The organism is Streptomyces sp. NPDC044002, assembly GCF_056434525.1.
The window spans coordinates 65,529-79,698 of the sequence record NZ_JBWKEZ010000002.1; the positions used below are offsets into that span (position 1 = coordinate 65,529).

General features: G+C 74.2%; 13 protein-coding genes and 1 pseudogene. 5 read left to right on the plus strand and 9 right to left on the minus strand.

Annotated features, from left to right (window positions below):
- Positions 1-93 precede the first annotated feature (93 nt).
- From AC07A6_RS01885 to AC07A6_RS01895, 3 genes and pseudogenes are all read right to left on the minus strand, one after another.
- Positions 94-861: pseudogene (locus AC07A6_RS01885) on the minus strand (IclR family transcriptional regulator); the annotation flags it as partial.
- An 869-nt stretch (positions 862-1,730) separates the two neighbouring features.
- A complete protein-coding gene (locus tag AC07A6_RS01890) occupies positions 1,731-2,309 on the minus strand; it encodes an RNA polymerase sigma factor (protein ID WP_241253482.1) in 579 nt (192 codons plus the stop codon).
- 394 nt (positions 2,310-2,703) lie between these two features.
- A complete protein-coding gene (locus tag AC07A6_RS01895) occupies positions 2,704-3,336 on the minus strand; it encodes an NADPH-dependent FMN reductase (protein ID WP_007268088.1) in 633 nt (210 codons plus the stop codon).
- 311 nt (positions 3,337-3,647) lie between these two features.
- Here AC07A6_RS01895 and AC07A6_RS01900 point away from each other — a divergent pair, with 311 nt between their 5' ends.
- Positions 3,648-4,388: a polysaccharide deacetylase family protein gene (locus AC07A6_RS01900; protein WP_478775666.1), complete on the plus strand. Its 741-nt coding sequence runs from the start codon at positions 3,648-3,650 to the stop codon at positions 4,386-4,388.
- A gap of 85 nt (positions 4,389-4,473) precedes the next feature.
- Here AC07A6_RS01900 and AC07A6_RS01905 read toward each other — a convergent pair whose 3' ends face one another.
- A complete protein-coding gene (locus AC07A6_RS01905) occupies positions 4,474-5,388 on the minus strand; it encodes a glycine-rich domain-containing protein (protein WP_478775667.1) in 915 nt (304 codons plus the stop codon).
- Positions 5,389-5,801: 413 nt separating this feature from the next.
- Here AC07A6_RS01905 and AC07A6_RS01910 point away from each other — a divergent pair, with 413 nt between their 5' ends.
- Entirely contained in the window at positions 5,802-6,911 is a 1,110-nt protein-coding gene (locus AC07A6_RS01910; protein ID WP_478775668.1) for a mechanosensitive ion channel family protein, read from the plus strand.
- A 12-nt stretch (positions 6,912-6,923) separates the two neighbouring features.
- Here AC07A6_RS01910 and AC07A6_RS01915 read toward each other — a convergent pair whose 3' ends face one another.
- The gene (locus AC07A6_RS01915) at positions 6,924-7,778 is read right to left on the minus strand and encodes an SDR family NAD(P)-dependent oxidoreductase (protein ID WP_478775669.1); all 855 of its coding nucleotides are present in this window, start codon (positions 7,776-7,778) and stop codon (positions 6,924-6,926) included.
- A gap of 89 nt (positions 7,779-7,867) precedes the next feature.
- Here AC07A6_RS01915 and AC07A6_RS01920 point away from each other — a divergent pair, with 89 nt between their 5' ends.
- The gene (locus AC07A6_RS01920) at positions 7,868-8,320 is read left to right on the plus strand and encodes a MarR family winged helix-turn-helix transcriptional regulator (RefSeq protein ID WP_362458650.1); all 453 of its coding nucleotides are present in this window, start codon (positions 7,868-7,870) and stop codon (positions 8,318-8,320) included.
- Here AC07A6_RS01920 and AC07A6_RS01925 read toward each other — a convergent pair.
- Positions 8,307-9,593 (minus strand): MFS transporter, encoded by a 1,287-nt coding sequence (locus AC07A6_RS01925; RefSeq protein WP_478775670.1) that lies wholly within the window; start codon positions 9,591-9,593, stop codon positions 8,307-8,309. The genes AC07A6_RS01920 and AC07A6_RS01925 overlap by 14 nt on opposite strands.
- Before the next feature lie 83 nt (positions 9,594-9,676).
- Between AC07A6_RS01925 and AC07A6_RS01930 the strand changes: the two genes are divergently transcribed.
- Positions 9,677-10,543: an ArsR/SmtB family transcription factor gene (locus AC07A6_RS01930; RefSeq protein ID WP_362458644.1), complete on the plus strand. Its 867-nt coding sequence runs from the start codon at positions 9,677-9,679 to the stop codon at positions 10,541-10,543.
- A gap of 37 nt (positions 10,544-10,580) precedes the next feature.
- Here AC07A6_RS01930 and AC07A6_RS01935 read toward each other — a convergent pair whose 3' ends face one another.
- Complete coding sequence (locus AC07A6_RS01935; RefSeq protein ID WP_478775671.1) at positions 10,581-10,694, minus strand: MFS transporter small subunit; 114 nt, start codon at positions 10,692-10,694, stop codon at positions 10,581-10,583.
- Positions 10,691-12,049, minus strand: coding sequence for an OFA family MFS transporter (locus AC07A6_RS01940; protein ID WP_478775672.1), 1,359 nt, complete (start codon positions 12,047-12,049; stop codon positions 10,691-10,693). Before AC07A6_RS01940 ends, AC07A6_RS01935 begins: the two co-directional genes overlap by 4 nt.
- A 114-nt stretch (positions 12,050-12,163) precedes the next feature.
- Here AC07A6_RS01940 and AC07A6_RS01945 point away from each other — a divergent pair, with 114 nt between their 5' ends.
- A complete protein-coding gene (locus AC07A6_RS01945) occupies positions 12,164-13,060 on the plus strand; it encodes an alpha/beta fold hydrolase (RefSeq protein WP_478775673.1) in 897 nt (298 codons plus the stop codon).
- Here AC07A6_RS01945 and AC07A6_RS01950 read toward each other — a convergent pair.
- The gene (locus AC07A6_RS01950; RefSeq protein WP_478775674.1) at positions 13,057-14,112 is read right to left on the minus strand and encodes a cation diffusion facilitator family transporter; all 1,056 of its coding nucleotides are present in this window, start codon (positions 14,110-14,112) and stop codon (positions 13,057-13,059) included. The genes AC07A6_RS01945 and AC07A6_RS01950 overlap by 4 nt on opposite strands.
- Positions 14,113-14,170: the final 58 nt, after the last annotated feature.

The window sequence follows — 14,170 nt, forward strand, 5'->3', positions numbered from 1 at the left end:
CGCCGCGCCGGCCGGCGCGTCCCGGAACCACTGGGGTCCCGGGGCGGCGGGTGCGCTGCGGACCGATGCCGGGGCGGGCTGGGCGCTGCCGGCCACGATGAGGGCGAGTAAGACCGCGGCGGCCTCGCTCTGCAGGATCCGGGCGGCCTGCCTCAGCCGGCCTGGATCGGGGACGGGGATGGACAGGGCCACGCATTCGGGGTTCGGGCCCGAGGTGATGGGGACGGCCGCGCACACCGTGCCGAGGGCGTACTCCTGGAGGTCGAGGAGCGGGGCGTTCGGCCTGCGCGCGTCGAGCTGGTGGAAGAGGGCCTTCTCGCTGCCGATGGTGTGCGGGGTGAACCTGGACATCCGGTGGCGGTCCAGATGGTCCTTCCTGTCGTCGTAGTCGAGCTGGGTGAGCAGGGCCTTGCCGACGGCGGAGGCATGGGCGGCCGACCTGAAGTCGACCCATTCCTCGACGACGGGTGTGCCGGGGCCGTCGGCGTACTGGGTGATGGAGACCTCGCCGTCGGTGTAGCGGGCCACGTAGACGGCGGCGCCCACGGCGTCGCGGACCCAGGCGAGGGTCTCCTTGAGGTGGCCGCGCCCGTCGCCGCCCGCCGCGTCGGTGAGCGCCAGGGCGTTGCCCGCGATGTAGGCGTCGGGTCCGGTCGGGGCGGCCAGGCCGGCGCGGACGAGCTGTTCCACGGCCCGGGCGATCACCAGTTGCGGCAGTTTCGTCTCACGGGCGATCTGGGTGAGGCTGACTCCGCCCGAGTACCGGTTGACCACCTCCAGGACGCGCAGCGCCTGGTGCACGGATTCCAGTGCGGCGGACGCCGGCTGGGCTTCGGGACCCTTGCGGGCGGCGTGCGTCAGGTGCGGCTGCTTGAGCGCTTCGAGCGCCCACGCGTTCGCCTCCCCCGTCAGGTGCAGGGGGTTGAGTCGGGCGTGGTGGGCCACGGCCACGGCGACCGGTGGACTGGGGGTGAACACGTCCCCCAGGTCGGGGTGTTCGTGGTTGGGGCGCGCCGCGACCGCCTGCCGCAGCCGCGCCGGCAGCCGGTAGGGCGGCCGCGCGGCCCGGCCGGGGCCGCTGGTGAGCGAGCTGAGGTCCTGGGTGCTGATGGGCGGGGAGGTCCAGATCACGGAGGCGGCCAGGGCCTCTTCGAGGTCCTCCGGGATCTGCTGCAGGTGGGGCAGGTGTTCCTCGGCGGGCAGGGTCCGGGCCTGCTGCTTCCAGTGCCTCGCGGTACGGACCTCCGCGCGGGAGAGGTGGTGGAGGTAGAGGCACTGCGCGGCGGTGCGGGAGCCCGCCCCGGCCGCGTACTGGAACCAGAACCGGGCGCCCTCCGTCCGCTCCGTCAGGTGGAGCAGACAGCCGAACAGCAGGGCCGAGTCCACTCCGTGCGGCCAGGATTCGGCGTGCAGGGCCAGCTCCGCGAAGTCGCGGCTCTCCACGAGGGTCCAGGTGACGTCGTCCAGGACGCGGGCCGCACGCACGTGGCAGGCGGCGTCGAGGACCAGGTCGTCGTGTTCGGCGGGCCCGGTCTGTGCGCGGGCGGGCAGGTCCGGGCCGGTGGCGCCGCCGATCGCGGAACGGGCCCGGTCGGCCACGATCCGGCGGGCGATGCGGCGCCGGGCCGCGCCCTCGTCGTAGCCCGCGTACTCCTCCGCGAGCACCGCGGCGTTCTTCAGGGCCGCGTCCAGTTCGCACAGCGGCATGTCACGGTCAGCGGGCATGTCGCTCACTGGTCCTTCTCCTCTCCGGGGATCCAGTCCACCCCGAGCTTGCGGGACAGGGTTCGGCGTGCGCCGCGTACGTGCGAACGGACCGTCGCGGGGGAGATCCCCATCATCCGTGCGACCGTGTCGGAGTCGTTGCCCAGCAGGAACGCGAGCAGCACCACGTCGTACTGCCGCTCGGACAGCTCCGCGATGGCCGCGTACAGGCCGAGCTTGGACTCCAGCAGTTCGAGGCGTTCGCGTGACGAGCGGCGCAGGGCCGAGAACCACGCCGTCTCCACCATGGCCACCTGGCGGCCGAGGGCCGCCAGCCGGCGTTCGACGTGTTCGCGGAGCACGGCCCAGGCGAAGCCGTGCAGGCTCGCCTCCTTGAGGGCCTGGCGCCACACCTTCAGGAGGAAGGTGAACACGTCGTCGACGACTTCCTGCGCGTCCTTGGCGTTGCCGAGCTGGAGGTGGGCGTAGCGCAGGTAGGCGCGGTGCTGCTGGGAGTGGAACGCGGTGAACTCCACGGGCAGGACGCCCGCCAGTTCACTGGAGACCGTCTGGTCCCCCGCTGGGTCGAACTCGCCTTCGCTCATGCACTCCCCCACCGTTGCTCGTCGCCGCCCTCCAGGGCGGTGGGTGTCACATCGCTCGAGAAAACACGGACCGTGGTGGTGACTATCAGCGCGAGGGCGACAATCTCGGCAACATTCACTTCGGCGCGGAACCTTCCAAGTGGCGTGTGGGGTGGTCGGCTGCCTGCCCCCGTGTGCGGCAGCCGTGGAGCGGCAAGCGCCCCCCATCACCACCCCATCGGAAATCACGCCCGATCGTGCAAGCCGGTCGCGGAATTCTTCCGGAAGAGTGGCATCCGCCGCCCCGCACGCCCCCTCGGCACCAGCGCGCGCCCCCGCGCACGGGTACGCGCCCCACCCCGGCCGCGGCTGTGCCGGCGGCGGGGGTGGGGCGCGTACCCGGTGGTGCGGCCGTTCAGTCCTGGGCGCGGGCGGTCACCGGCGCGTCGGTCCGGTCGCCGAGGAACTCGTACCAGCGGCGCTGGAGGCACAGGTAGCGGGTGTCGGCCTCGGCGAGGTCGAGGAAGGACTCGACGGTCGCGGTGAGGCGCTCGCCGAGTCCCCGGTCGCGCAGCGCGCCGTCCTCGGTGAACTCCTGATGGGCCATCGCCAGGCTGAACATGTCGGGGTAGACCCGTGCCCCGAGGTGTTCCAGCGGGACGCGCAGCGCCCACAGGCCCCGGTTGCCGCCGACCATCGAGGGAGAGGCCGACACCAGCAGGACCTGCTTGTCCTTGAAGGGCTGCGGCCGGACGCGGGAGACCCAGTCGACGGCGTTCTTGACCACGCCGGGGACGGAGGCGTTGTACTCGGGCGAGGCGATGACCAGGGCCTGCGCGGCCTCGATCCGCTCGCGCAGGGCCAGTGCCCCCGGCGGCACGCCCTCGTCGGCCTCCAGGTCGCCGTCGTACAGCGGCATCGGGAAGTCGCCGAGCATGGCGGGTTCGGCGGTGGCTCCGGCCCGTACGACCAGGCTCGCGACGAGTGCGGCCAGGCGCGCGTTGACCGAACCGGTCCGGGAGGAGCCGGAGAGCACGAGCGCGTGCAGCGAGGCCCGGCCGGTGAGTTCCCGGTCCTGGGGGCGGGCCGGGTCCGACGGGAAGCGGTCCTGGTCGGTGGTGTTCACGGCTGTCTCCCTTGCCGGTGCGGCCTGTGGTGACGGAGGCGGGGTACCCGGAGCGGACTGTACGGGGGCGTCGGCCGGTGCCTGGCCCGGGCGCACCGTGTCACTGCGGTACGGCCGGCGGAGATCACCCGGGTGCCCGGCACGGCTGCGCGGCACCGGGCGTGCCGCCCTCGCACACTCGTGGCAGCGCCGCGCGGTGCGGTGCGCCGGCTGAGGGAGCGACTGTGGTGGATGTGGGACGACGTGCCGCGATGGCGGTGCTGCTGGCCGCGGGTCTGGTGCCCGCCGCGGGTGCCGTGGCCGCCGCGGCGGCGGGGCCGCGGCCGCCGGCGTCGCTGCTGGGGCAGGAGATCCGGCGGCTGCCGACCTCGCGCAGGGTGGTGGCGCTCACCTTCAACGCCGCCTGGAACGAAAGCGGTCTCGACACGGTCCTGGCGGAGCTGCGGCGGCGGAAGGCGGCCGCCACCTTCTTCCCCACGGGCCTGTTCGCGAAGGCCCGTCCCGCGGCCGTGCGGGCGATGGCCGCCGCCGGGCACGGGCTGGGCAACCACTCCCACAGCCATCCGTACTTCGACGGCCTCGGCACGGCGGAGCGGGAGCGGGAGGTGCGCACCGCCGACGCGGCGATCCGTACGGCGTCGGGGGCCGAGCCGCTGCCGTTCTTCCGGTTCCCGTACAGCTCGACGACCGAGGACGCGGTGGCGGACGTCAACGGCCTGGGGTACGCGGCGATCGAGTTCACCGACGACACGAACGGCTACCTGGGGCCGGCCGGCGGGATGACGGTGGACAAGGTCGTCCGCCGGGCGGTGCGTGCCCTGGGCCCGGGTGCCATCCTGCAGATGCACGTGGGCAGCAGCGCGGGTGACGGGGTCGTCCTCGACGCGCAGGCGCTGCCGCGGATCGTGGACGCGGTGCTGGAGGAGGATTACGCGGTCGTCGACCTGCGGGAGTTCCTGACGGCCGCGCCGTGACGGGCGACCGCCCGCCCCCTCGGCCGCGGGGGCCGTGGGAGCGGGCGGTCAGGGTGTTCCCGGGCGTCCGGTCAGGGTGCCTCGGCTACCACCAGATGACGACGTAGCCGGCGCCGCCCGGCTGCCCGGCCGCGCCGGCACGGGGGACGGTGACGTCCGCGACGCGTCCGCCCAGGCCGCCGTCGCCGCCGTCCACCGCGCCCGGAGGCAGGCCGACGATGCCGTCGGGGGCGGTACCGCCCGTACCGATCGCGCCGGGCAGGGTGTTGGTGCCGGTGCCGGCGGGGGTGCCGGGGCCGCCCGCGAGGTTCACCCCGCCGGTGGAGCACGAGCCGTTGCCGCCCGCACCGCCGGTACCGGGGGCGCCCGCGGCAACGATGGGGGTGACGAGCGCGCCGCCGCCGCCACCGCCGCCGGCGCCGCCGGTGGCGGTCAGCAGCGTGGTGTTGGTGGCTGTGGCGACCACGGTCGTGGGGGTGCCGTCTCCGCCCGGGAGGCCCGGGTTGCCGTTCGCGGTCGTGGAGCCGGCGCTGCCCCCTCCTCCGGCGCCACCAGCGGTGCCGACGTCCACCTGGTAGTCGGCCAGCGGGCGGACGTTGAGGGTGCACCAGGTGAAGCCGCCGGCCCCGCCGCCACCGCCCGAGCCGCCGGGCCGCGCGTTCGTGCCGGCGGTGGCGCCGCCACCGCCACCGCCGCCACCGCCGGCGCCCCAGGCCTGGACGAACACGGTCGTCACGCCCGCCGGCACGGTGAAGGTGTTGTCGGAGGCGAACTGCCGCAGACCGTGCGGGAACTGCACGGGCTTCTTCTTGTGGTCGTCCTTGCCCTTGTCCGGGTTCCTGTGCTGCTCCTGGACCGACGGCTTGGGCCCGTCCGCGAACGCCGCCGGGGCGGTCGCCACCAGCTGGCCGGACAGGGCCGCGGCCGCGGTGATGGAGGCGAGCAGCAGCCGGGACCGGGTCCGGGGCCGTTGGGACACCTTCTGAGCGTTGAGGTTCATGACTTCCTTCCCCGCCGGCGCTGAGGACCGCCGCGGGAGCGCGAGGGAACGGTTGCGTGGGCCCCCGTGGCCCGTTGGCCGGGCCGGGCGCCTCTCCACGCGCTGCACATATCACCGCTCTCCGCCACCCGGGCCGGCCCGACAGGCCGGGAGCGTGGGCCGGTCAGGTGAGCGGTTCGTCAACCCGGAGCAACCGCGGCGTCGCCCGTGGGGAGCAGCGGGCGGAACGGCGGGGTCCGGGTGCGGGGGCGGCCGGGGCATGGGGCAGGATGACAGTTCCGTTCGGAATGCGTACATCCGCTCCAACGGGGCTGCGCACAACACGACCTGACAGGTGACAAGGTGACGACACAGCACATACGGCGGCCGGCCGCTTCCCGCTCCCTCGCCCTCCGCGCCGCGGGGGCCCGGCGGTGACCCGGGACCTCGTCCTGCACGACTGGGTGGTGGCCGCCATCGCGCTGGCCACCGGCGGCGTGGCCGGTCTGGTGCTGCGGACGCTGATGAAGTGGCTGGCCAAGCACGCGAGCCGGACCAAGTGGAGCGGGGACGACATCATCGTCGACGCGCTGCGGACGATCGTCCCCTGGGCGGCCGTGATCGCCGGGGCCGCGGTGGCCGCTTCGGCGCTGCCGCTCACCGCGCGGGTCGGGGGCGTGGTCGACCAGTCGCTGACGGCGGTGCTCATCGTCATCGCCACCTTCAGCGCGGCCCGGGTCGTGGCGGGTCTGGTGCAGTCGGTGGCGGCGTCCCGTACGGGTGTCGCGGCGTCGGCGACGATCTTCGTCAACATCACGAGGATCGTGGTGCTGACGATGGGCGTGCTGGTGGCCCTGGAGACCCTCGGGGTCTCCATCGCCCCGCTGGTCACCGCGCTGGGGGTGGGCGGTCTGGCGGTCGCGCTGGCCCTGCAGGACACCCTGGCCAACCTCTTCGCCGGGGTGCACATCCTCGCTTCGAAGACCGTCCAGCCGGGTGACTACATCCGTCTGACCAGCGGTGAGGAGGGGTACGTCGTCGACATCAACTGGCGCAACAGCGTGGTGCGCAACCTGTCGAACAACCTGGTGATCATCCCCAACGGCCGGCTCGCCCGGACGAACATGACCAACTACAGCCAGCCCGAGCAGAAGCTGTCGATCCTGGTGCAGGTCGGGGTCGGCTACGAGAGCGACCTGGAGCACGTGGAGCGGGTGACGCTCGACGTCGTCGACAGCGTGATGGCCGACATCACCGGCGGGGTGCCGGACCACGAGGCCGCGGTCCGCTTCCACACCTTCGGGGACTCCAGGATCAACTTCACGGTGATCCTGGGCGTGGGCGAGTTCAGCGACCAGTACCGGATCAAGCACGAGTTCATCAAGCGGCTGCACCAGAGGTACCGGACGGAGGGCATCTCCATCCCGGCGCCCGCGCGCACGGTCTCGCTCAGGCAGGACGAGGCGGGGGCGCCGCTGTCCGTCCCGCCGGTCCCGCACCAGCGGGACGCGTCGTCCGAGGTGCTGGCGGACCGGCGGCGGTAGGGGGTCCTGCCGTCAGCCCACCCAGGTGGCCGTCATGGCCTGGACGGCCGAGCCGTCCAGGTCGGCGAGCTTGAGGCCGGCGAACTCGCGGGCCCATTCGGAGGTCTGGACCCGGAAGGCGGGCCGCTCGGCGGTCAGGGCCTCGGTGATCGGCGCGGCCGCCTCGGCCGGGGTCTGGGCCGTGGTGAACGTCTTCACCGTGCGCTCGACGTACGTCCGCAGCGCCGGGGCGTAGGGGCCGGCCGCGGTGAGCATGGCGGGCAGGTCCACTCCGATGCTGTTGACGAACTCGCTTTCCACCGCGCCCGGTTCGACGAGGGTGACGGCGACGCCGGCGGTGGCGGCGACCGGGGCGAGGGACTCCATGAAGCCTTCGACGGCGAACTTGGCGGCGCAGTAGGCCTCGTTGAAGGGCTGGCCGATCACGCCGCCGACGCTGGTGACCGTGATCAGGCGGCCGCGCGAGGCGCGCAGGTGCGGCATCGCGGCGCGGGTGACCTGGACGACGCCGAAGAAGTTGACCTCCATGGTGGCGCGGACGTCGTCGACCGTGCCCTGTTCGATCGTCCCGACCCGGCCGGCGCCGGCGTTGTTGACCACCGCGTCGAGCCGTCCGTGCTCGGCGAGGACCTCCTCCAGGCAGGTGTCGATCGACGCCTGGTCGACCACGTCGAGCCGCTTGACCTGGACGAGGTCCTCCACTCCCGCCTCCGCCGCGGCCCGGCGCAGCGGGCCGGCCTTCGCGGTGTCGCGCATGGTGGCGACGACCTGCCAGCCCGCCTGGGCGGCGAGGACGGCGGCGGCGAGGCCGATGCCGGAGGAGGTGCCGGTGATCAGGACGGTGTTCGGGGTGCCGGTGGTGCTCATGGGGTGCTCCGGGGGACGAGGGGAGAATTAGGTGTGTGCACACACAATATATTTACGTGTGTGCGCACGCAAGCGGCTAGGCTTCCGGCATGGCCCGCATAGACCTCACGATGGGTGACCTCAGCGCCCGCGACCACGCCTTCTACGGCTTGATCTGGGCGGGCACCACCCTCTCCGCCCGCATCGACCAGGAGCTCACGCGGGCCCACGGCCTGCCGCTGTCCTGGTTCGAGGTGATGCTCTGGCTGAACGGCCAGAGCGAGCCGGTCGCCGCCTCCGCGCTGGGGGCCAAGACCCTCCTCAGCCGCAGCCAGGTCTCCCGCGTCGTCGACCAGCTCCAGGCCCGCGGCCTGGTCGACCGGGTCCCCTCCCCCACGGACGCCCGTTCCGTGTGCGTGCGCCTCACGGCCGAGGGCCGCCGCGCCTTCGCCGAGGCGGACGCGACCCGCCGGGAGGCCCTGCGGGAGGTCTTCGACGACCGCCTCGACGACGCGGACATCGAAGCCCTCGAAACCGTCTGGGCGAAGCTCAAGCGCCGCTGACCGGGCCCCCGGCCGCCGTCGCAGCGGCGCCCACGGGGCCGGCGGGCGCGGGCGGCAGTCCGCGGGCGGTCCGCAGCGGCGAGAGCAGGAGGGGGAGGACCGCGAGGAGCTCCCCCAGGGCGCCGATCCACATCGCCGGCCGGGCACCGAGCCACTGCCCGAGCAGTCCGCCGGCCAGGGCGCCGACGGGCATGGCGCCCCACACCACGAAGCGGAACGTCGCGGCGGTCCGGCCGAGCAGGGGCTCGGGGCACACCCGCTGCCGGTACGCGACCGAGGTGATCTTGAAGGTCATGAAGGCGGTCCAGCCCAGTCCCTGGAGGGCGACGGCGGCCGCGAACCGCCAGTCGTCCCGGAAGAGGGGTACGGCCGACAGCCACAGCACGCCGCTGACGGCCACGGACGCGCACATCGCCCGGCCCTGGCCCAGCCTGGCGGCGACGCGCAGGGTGAGCAGGCTGCCGAGGAGGCCGCCCAGGGCCTCGGCGGTGAACACGGCCCCGCACAGCAGCGGGGACAGCCCGAGCTCCGCCGCGAGCAGCACCATCAGCATGGCGGCACCGACGGTGCCGAACAGGTTGGAGACGGCGGAGGCGACGGTGACCGCCCGCAGCGTCCGGTCGCCCAGGACGAAGCGCAGCCCTTCGGCGATCTCGGCGCGCAGGCCCGTGCCGCCCCGGGCGGCGGGACGCGGCTCGGGGCTGCGCACGCGCGCGACGAGGAACGCCGAGAGCAGGTAGCTGACGGCGTCGACGGCGAGGGCCACGGGCGCGGTGAGCGCGCCGACCAGGACTCCGGCCAGGCCCGGCCCGCCGGCCTGGGTGACGTTGCGGGTGGCTTCCAGGCGGACGTTGGCGTCCGCGAGGCGGTCCGCACCGACCAGGCGCGGCAGCGCGCTCTGGGCGGCCACGTCGAAGAAGACCGTGCACACCGACATCCCGAAGGCCACGGCGTACAGCTGGGGCAGGGACAGCACGTCCAGCCAGGCGGCCGCCGGGACGGACAGCAGCAGGGCGGCGCGGACCAGGTCGCCCGCGATCATCACGGGGCGGTGGCGCAGCCGGTCCACCCAGGCGCCGGCGGGCAGCCCGATCAGCAGGAAGGCCAGGTACTCGCACGCCACGAGCAGTCCGGCCTCGAAGGCGGTGGCGTCCAGGACGCCGATGGCCACGAGCGGCAGCGCGAGGAGGGTCACGGCGGAGCCGGCCTGGCTGACGGTGTCGGCGGTCCAGAGCCGGCGGAAGTCGGCGTGGAGGGGGAGGTGGTTCTTCATGTCGGCGAAGATGTCGGCCGCGGGGGTGGCGGGGCCAATGTTTTAGGCTGCGCGAAAAGGTCCTGCTGGTGGGGGTGGGTTACGTGGGTGAAGTGCGCTTCGGGGTGCACGACGTCGTCGGCATCAGGTTCGCCGTCTCGCCGCTGTGGGAGACCGTGGCCGGCTTCCGGGCCACCGTCGATCCCGGGCGGCACGCGGTCCATCTGCCGTGGATCAAGTCGGTGTTGCCGCTGCGCGAGGACCGCTCGCTCGCCGGGCGGATCGCGCCCCTGCGCGCGGCGGCCGCCTCCCCGGGGTTCACCACTCCGCCGCCGCGCTGCCCGCTGGCCGAGTTCGAGGAGGAACTCGCCCCGATGGGGGCCGCGCCGGAGCTCGCCGGGGCGCTGCGGGCCTGGTGGGAGGCGGCCGTCCGGCCGCACTGGCCGCGGATCCGGGCCCTGCTGGAGGCGGACATCGCGTACCGCACGCGCCAGCTCGCCGAGGACGGCATCCAGGAGGTGTTCGCCCGCCTGCACCCGTCGCTGCACTGGACCGGCGACCGGCTGGTCTCCGCCGACCTGCCCCCGGCCGGGCCGGACCTCGGCGGCACGGGCATCGTCCTGGCCCCCAGCGCGTTCGCCGCGCGCTGCCGGCTGCTGGCCGGGACCGCGACCGCTCCCCCGGCCCTGGTCTACCCCTCGCGGGCGGTGGGCGGCCTGTGGGAGCGGCGGTGCGGCCGCGCGGACGGGCTGGCCCGGCTGCTGGGCCGCAGCCGGGCCCGGCTCCTCGCCCTCACCGGTTCGCCGAGCACCACCACGCAGCTGGCGGCCGTCAGCGGGCTCAGCCTCGGCGCGGTGTCCCAGCACCTGTCGGTGCTGCGCGACGCCGGTCTCGTCACGAGCCACCGCTACCGGCGCGAGGTGCACTACACGGCGAGCGAGCTGGGCACGGCCCTGCTGGAGCGGTCCTGACCGGCCCGCGCGCGGCGGCAGCACACCGCCGGGCGGCTCAGCCCGTGAACAACTGGCGCATCTTCAGGGCGAGTTCGTACATGCCGTAGCCGAAGGGGATCCCGACCCAGAGCCAGGCGAGGGCGAACAGCGCACGGTGGCGTCCGGTCACGGGGCGGCTCCCTTGCGGAGGACGGGAACGGCCGGCGCGGCGGCGGCCGGTGGTGCGTGGTGCCGGGGGTGCACGGGCCGTACGAGTTCGTTGGCGACGAAGCCGACGGCCAGGAGGCCGATCATGACGAGGAACGAGGTGCCGTAGAGGGCGGTACCGGTCCGCCCGGCCGCCTTCCCGGCGTCCGCCACGGCGTTGACGATCAGCGGGCCCACGATGCCGGCCACGGACCAGGCGGTCAGCAGCCGGCCGTGGATGGCGCCGACCTGGTGGACTCCGAAGAGGTCCTTCAAGTAGGCGGGAACCGTGGCGAATCCGCCCCCGTAGAAGGAGAGGAGGACGGCGGCGCAGGCGATGAACAGGGTCTTGGAGGAGTTTCCGTTCAGCGCGATGAGGAGGTACATCAGCGCACCGGCCCCCAGGTAGAGGCGGTAGATCCGTTTGCGGCCGACGAGGTCCGAGGCCGACGACCACACGAAACGGCCGAGCATGTTGGCCAGGGACAGCAGCCCGACGAACCCGGCCGCGGCTCCCGCGGACACCGGCGCCGGCGTACCGGCGAAGAAGTCCGTGATCATCGGGGCGGCCTTCTCCAGGATGCCGATGCCGGCGCTCACGTTCGTGCACAGGACCACCCACAGGCACCAGAACTGCGGGGTGCGCAGCGTGCCGCGGGCGGACACCCGCGGACCGGACGCCGGCCGGACGCCGCTCGCGGCCGGGGCACCGGGCGGCGCCCAGTCCGGTGGGGGGAGCCGCACGAGCAGCACCCCGAAGGCCATGAAGACGGCGTAGCCGGCCCCCATGGCGAGGAAGGTCTTCGAGATCCCCGAGGAGTCGCGCCCGAAGGCGTCCAGCAGCCTGGCCGTCCACGGCGCGGCGATCAGGGCGCCGCCGCCGAAGCCCATGATGGCGATGCCGGTGGCCATGCCCGGCCTGTCGGGGAACCACTTGATGAGGGTGGAGACCGGCGAGATGTAGCCGATCCCGAGGCCGATGCCGCCGACGCAGCCGTAGCCGAGCACCACGATCCAGTACTGGCGGGTGGCGGCACCGAGGGCGGCGACGAGGAACCCGGACGTGAAGCAGACGGCCGACACGGTCATGGCCCAGCGAGGGCCGTGCCGCTCGACCAGGGGGCCGCCGAAGGCGGCGGAGAGCCCGAGCATCACGATCGCGAGCTGGAACGGCAGGGCGGACGCGGTTCCGGAGAGCCCGAGCGAGCTCTCCAGCGGCGGTTTGAAGACGCTCCAGGCGTAGGCCTGGCCGATGGCGAGGTGGACGGAGAGGGCGGCGGGCGGAACGAGCCAGCGGCTCCAGCCCGGTGGGGCGGGCGTACGCAGTCCGGCGAACATGCCGCGGACCGTACAGCACGCGGACACCGCCGTGTGACGGCCTGTCGGGCCAATCCTCCCCGGTATGTTCGGCGTCTGCCCCTGCACCCCTGCACAGGAGGAGACGGCGTGACGGTGAGCGAGGAGAGGGCCGTGGGCGTGGGACCCGCGGGCATCGAGGTGGCCTACGAGCGGTGGGGGGACGCTCAGGCTCCGCCGGTGCTGCTGGTCATGGGCATCGCCCTCCAGATGCACGGGTGGCCCGACGGCTTCTGCGCGGAGCTGACGGCTCGGGGCGTGCAGTTGGTCCGGTTCGACAACCGCGACGCGGGCCTGTCCACCCACTTCCCCGACGCGCCGGTGCCCGATGTGCCGGCGGCGCTCGCCGGCGACCTGTCCTCGGCCTCGTACTCCCTGTCCGACATGGCCGGGGACGCGGTGGGCCTGCTGGACGCGCTGGGCCTGGACAGCGCCCATGTCGTCGGCCTGTCGCTGGGAGGGGCGATCGCCCAGACCATGGCGATCGAACACCCGGGCCGGGTACGGTCGTTGACCTCCCTGATGTCCACGACGGGCGACCCGGCGGTGGGGCAGCCGGACCCGAAGGCCCTGAGCGCGCTGGCCGGGCCGCCGCCGAGGAGCCGCGAGGAGGTGGTGGACCGGACGGTCAACGCCGTGCGGGTGCTGGGCTCGCCGGGGTTCCCCTTCGACGAGGCAGCGGTGCGCGGGCGCGCCGCCCGCGCCTTCGACCGGTCGTACGACCCGCTCGGCGTCGGCCGCCAGGCCGTGGCCTCGGTGGCGTCGGGCGACCGTACGGAGCGGCTCCGGTCGCTGCGGCTGCCCACGCTGGTGGTCCACGGCGCCGACGACCCGATGTGCGACGTCAGCGGCGGCCGGGCCGTCGCGGGGGCCGTCCCGGGGGCGGAGCTGGCGGTCTTCCCCGGCATGGGCCACGACCTGCCGCGGGCGCTGTGGCCCGCGATCGCCGGACTGATCACGGACCTCGTCCACCGCGCGGAGGCGGGGCGTTAGGGGGTGAGGTGGCCTGCCGCGGCCGGGTGGCCGGTGTGCACGGTCGCGGCCGTCATCCTGGGGACCGCCCGGATCAGGGCGTGCTCGGCGGCGTGCGCGAGTTCGTGCGCCTGGACGACGGTCAGGTGGCCGCCGACCACGATGTCGGCCTCGGCGCGCAGGCTGTGGCCGATCCACCGCATGCGCAGCTGTCCGACGCCGAGCACCCCGGGCACGTGCCGCAGGGCGTGTTCGGCGGTGTCCACGAGGGCGGGGTCGACGCAGTCCATCAGCCGGCGGCAGACCTCGCGGGCGGCGTCCGCCAGCACCAGCAGGATGGCGAGGGCGATCAACAGGCCGACGACGGGGTCGGCGGCCGGCAGGCCGGCCGCGGTGCCCGCGGCCCCCAGCAGGACGGCCAGGGAGGTGAACCCGTCGGTGCGGGCGTGCAGCCCGTCGGCGACCAGGGCGGCGGAGCCGATCCGCCGGCCGGTGCGGATGCGCAGCCGGGCCACCCATTCGTTGCCGGCGAAGCCGGTCAGCGCTGCGGCGCAGACGGCCCACAGGTGGGTGACCTCGCGGGGGTGCAGGAGCCGGTCGACGGCCGTCCAGGCGGCGAGGGCGGCGGACGCGGCGACGGCCAGCACGATGAGCACGCCCGCCAGGTCCTCGGCGCGGCCGTAGCCGTAGGTGTAGCGGCGGTTGGCCGCGCGCCGCCCGAGGACGAAGGCGATGCCGAGCGGTACGGCGGTCAGGGCGTCGGCGGTGTTGTGGACCGTGTCGCCGAGCAGGGCGACCGACCCGGACAGGGCGGTGATCACGGCTTGGGCGGCGGCGGTCACGCCGAGCACCGCGAGGGACACCCACAGCGTGCGCATGCCCTCGCGGGAGGCCTCCAGGGCCGCGTCGACCTTGTCGCCGGTGTCGTGGCGGTGCGGGGTGAGCAGGTGCCGCAGCCCGTGCCGCCGGCCGTGCTCGTGCCCGTGCCCGTGCTCGTGCTCGTGTTGGTGGTGGTGGTCGTGACCGTGCCGGTGCGCGGAGGTGCTCCGGCCGCTGCTCCGATTGCCGTCCATGGGGCCTACGTTGGCACACGGATCCCGTTGCGGCTACGGCCGTCGTACCGGCCGTGAC

Excerpts from the sequence above, each read along its gene's own strand:
- AC07A6_RS01890 (WP_241253482.1), bottom strand. The coding sequence starts at position 2,309 with ATGAGCGAAGGCGAGTTCGACCCAGCGGGGGACCAGACGGTCTCCAGT.
- AC07A6_RS01905 (WP_478775667.1), bottom strand. The coding sequence starts at position 5,388 with ATGAACCTCAACGCTCAGAAGGTGTCCCAACGGCCCCGGACCCGGTCC.
- AC07A6_RS01915 (WP_478775669.1), bottom strand. The coding sequence starts at position 7,778 with ATGAGCACCACCGGCACCCCGAACACCGTCCTGATCACCGGCACCTCC.
- AC07A6_RS01920 (WP_362458650.1), top strand. The coding sequence starts at position 7,868 with ATGGCCCGCATAGACCTCACGATGGGTGACCTCAGCGCCCGCGACCAC.
- AC07A6_RS01925 (WP_478775670.1), bottom strand. The coding sequence starts at position 9,593 with ATGAAGAACCACCTCCCCCTCCACGCCGACTTCCGCCGGCTCTGGACC.
- AC07A6_RS01940 (WP_478775672.1), bottom strand. The coding sequence starts at position 12,049 with ATGTTCGCCGGACTGCGTACGCCCGCCCCACCGGGCTGGAGCCGCTGG.
- AC07A6_RS01950 (WP_478775674.1), bottom strand. The coding sequence starts at position 14,112 with ATGGACGGCAATCGGAGCAGCGGCCGGAGCACCTCCGCGCACCGGCAC.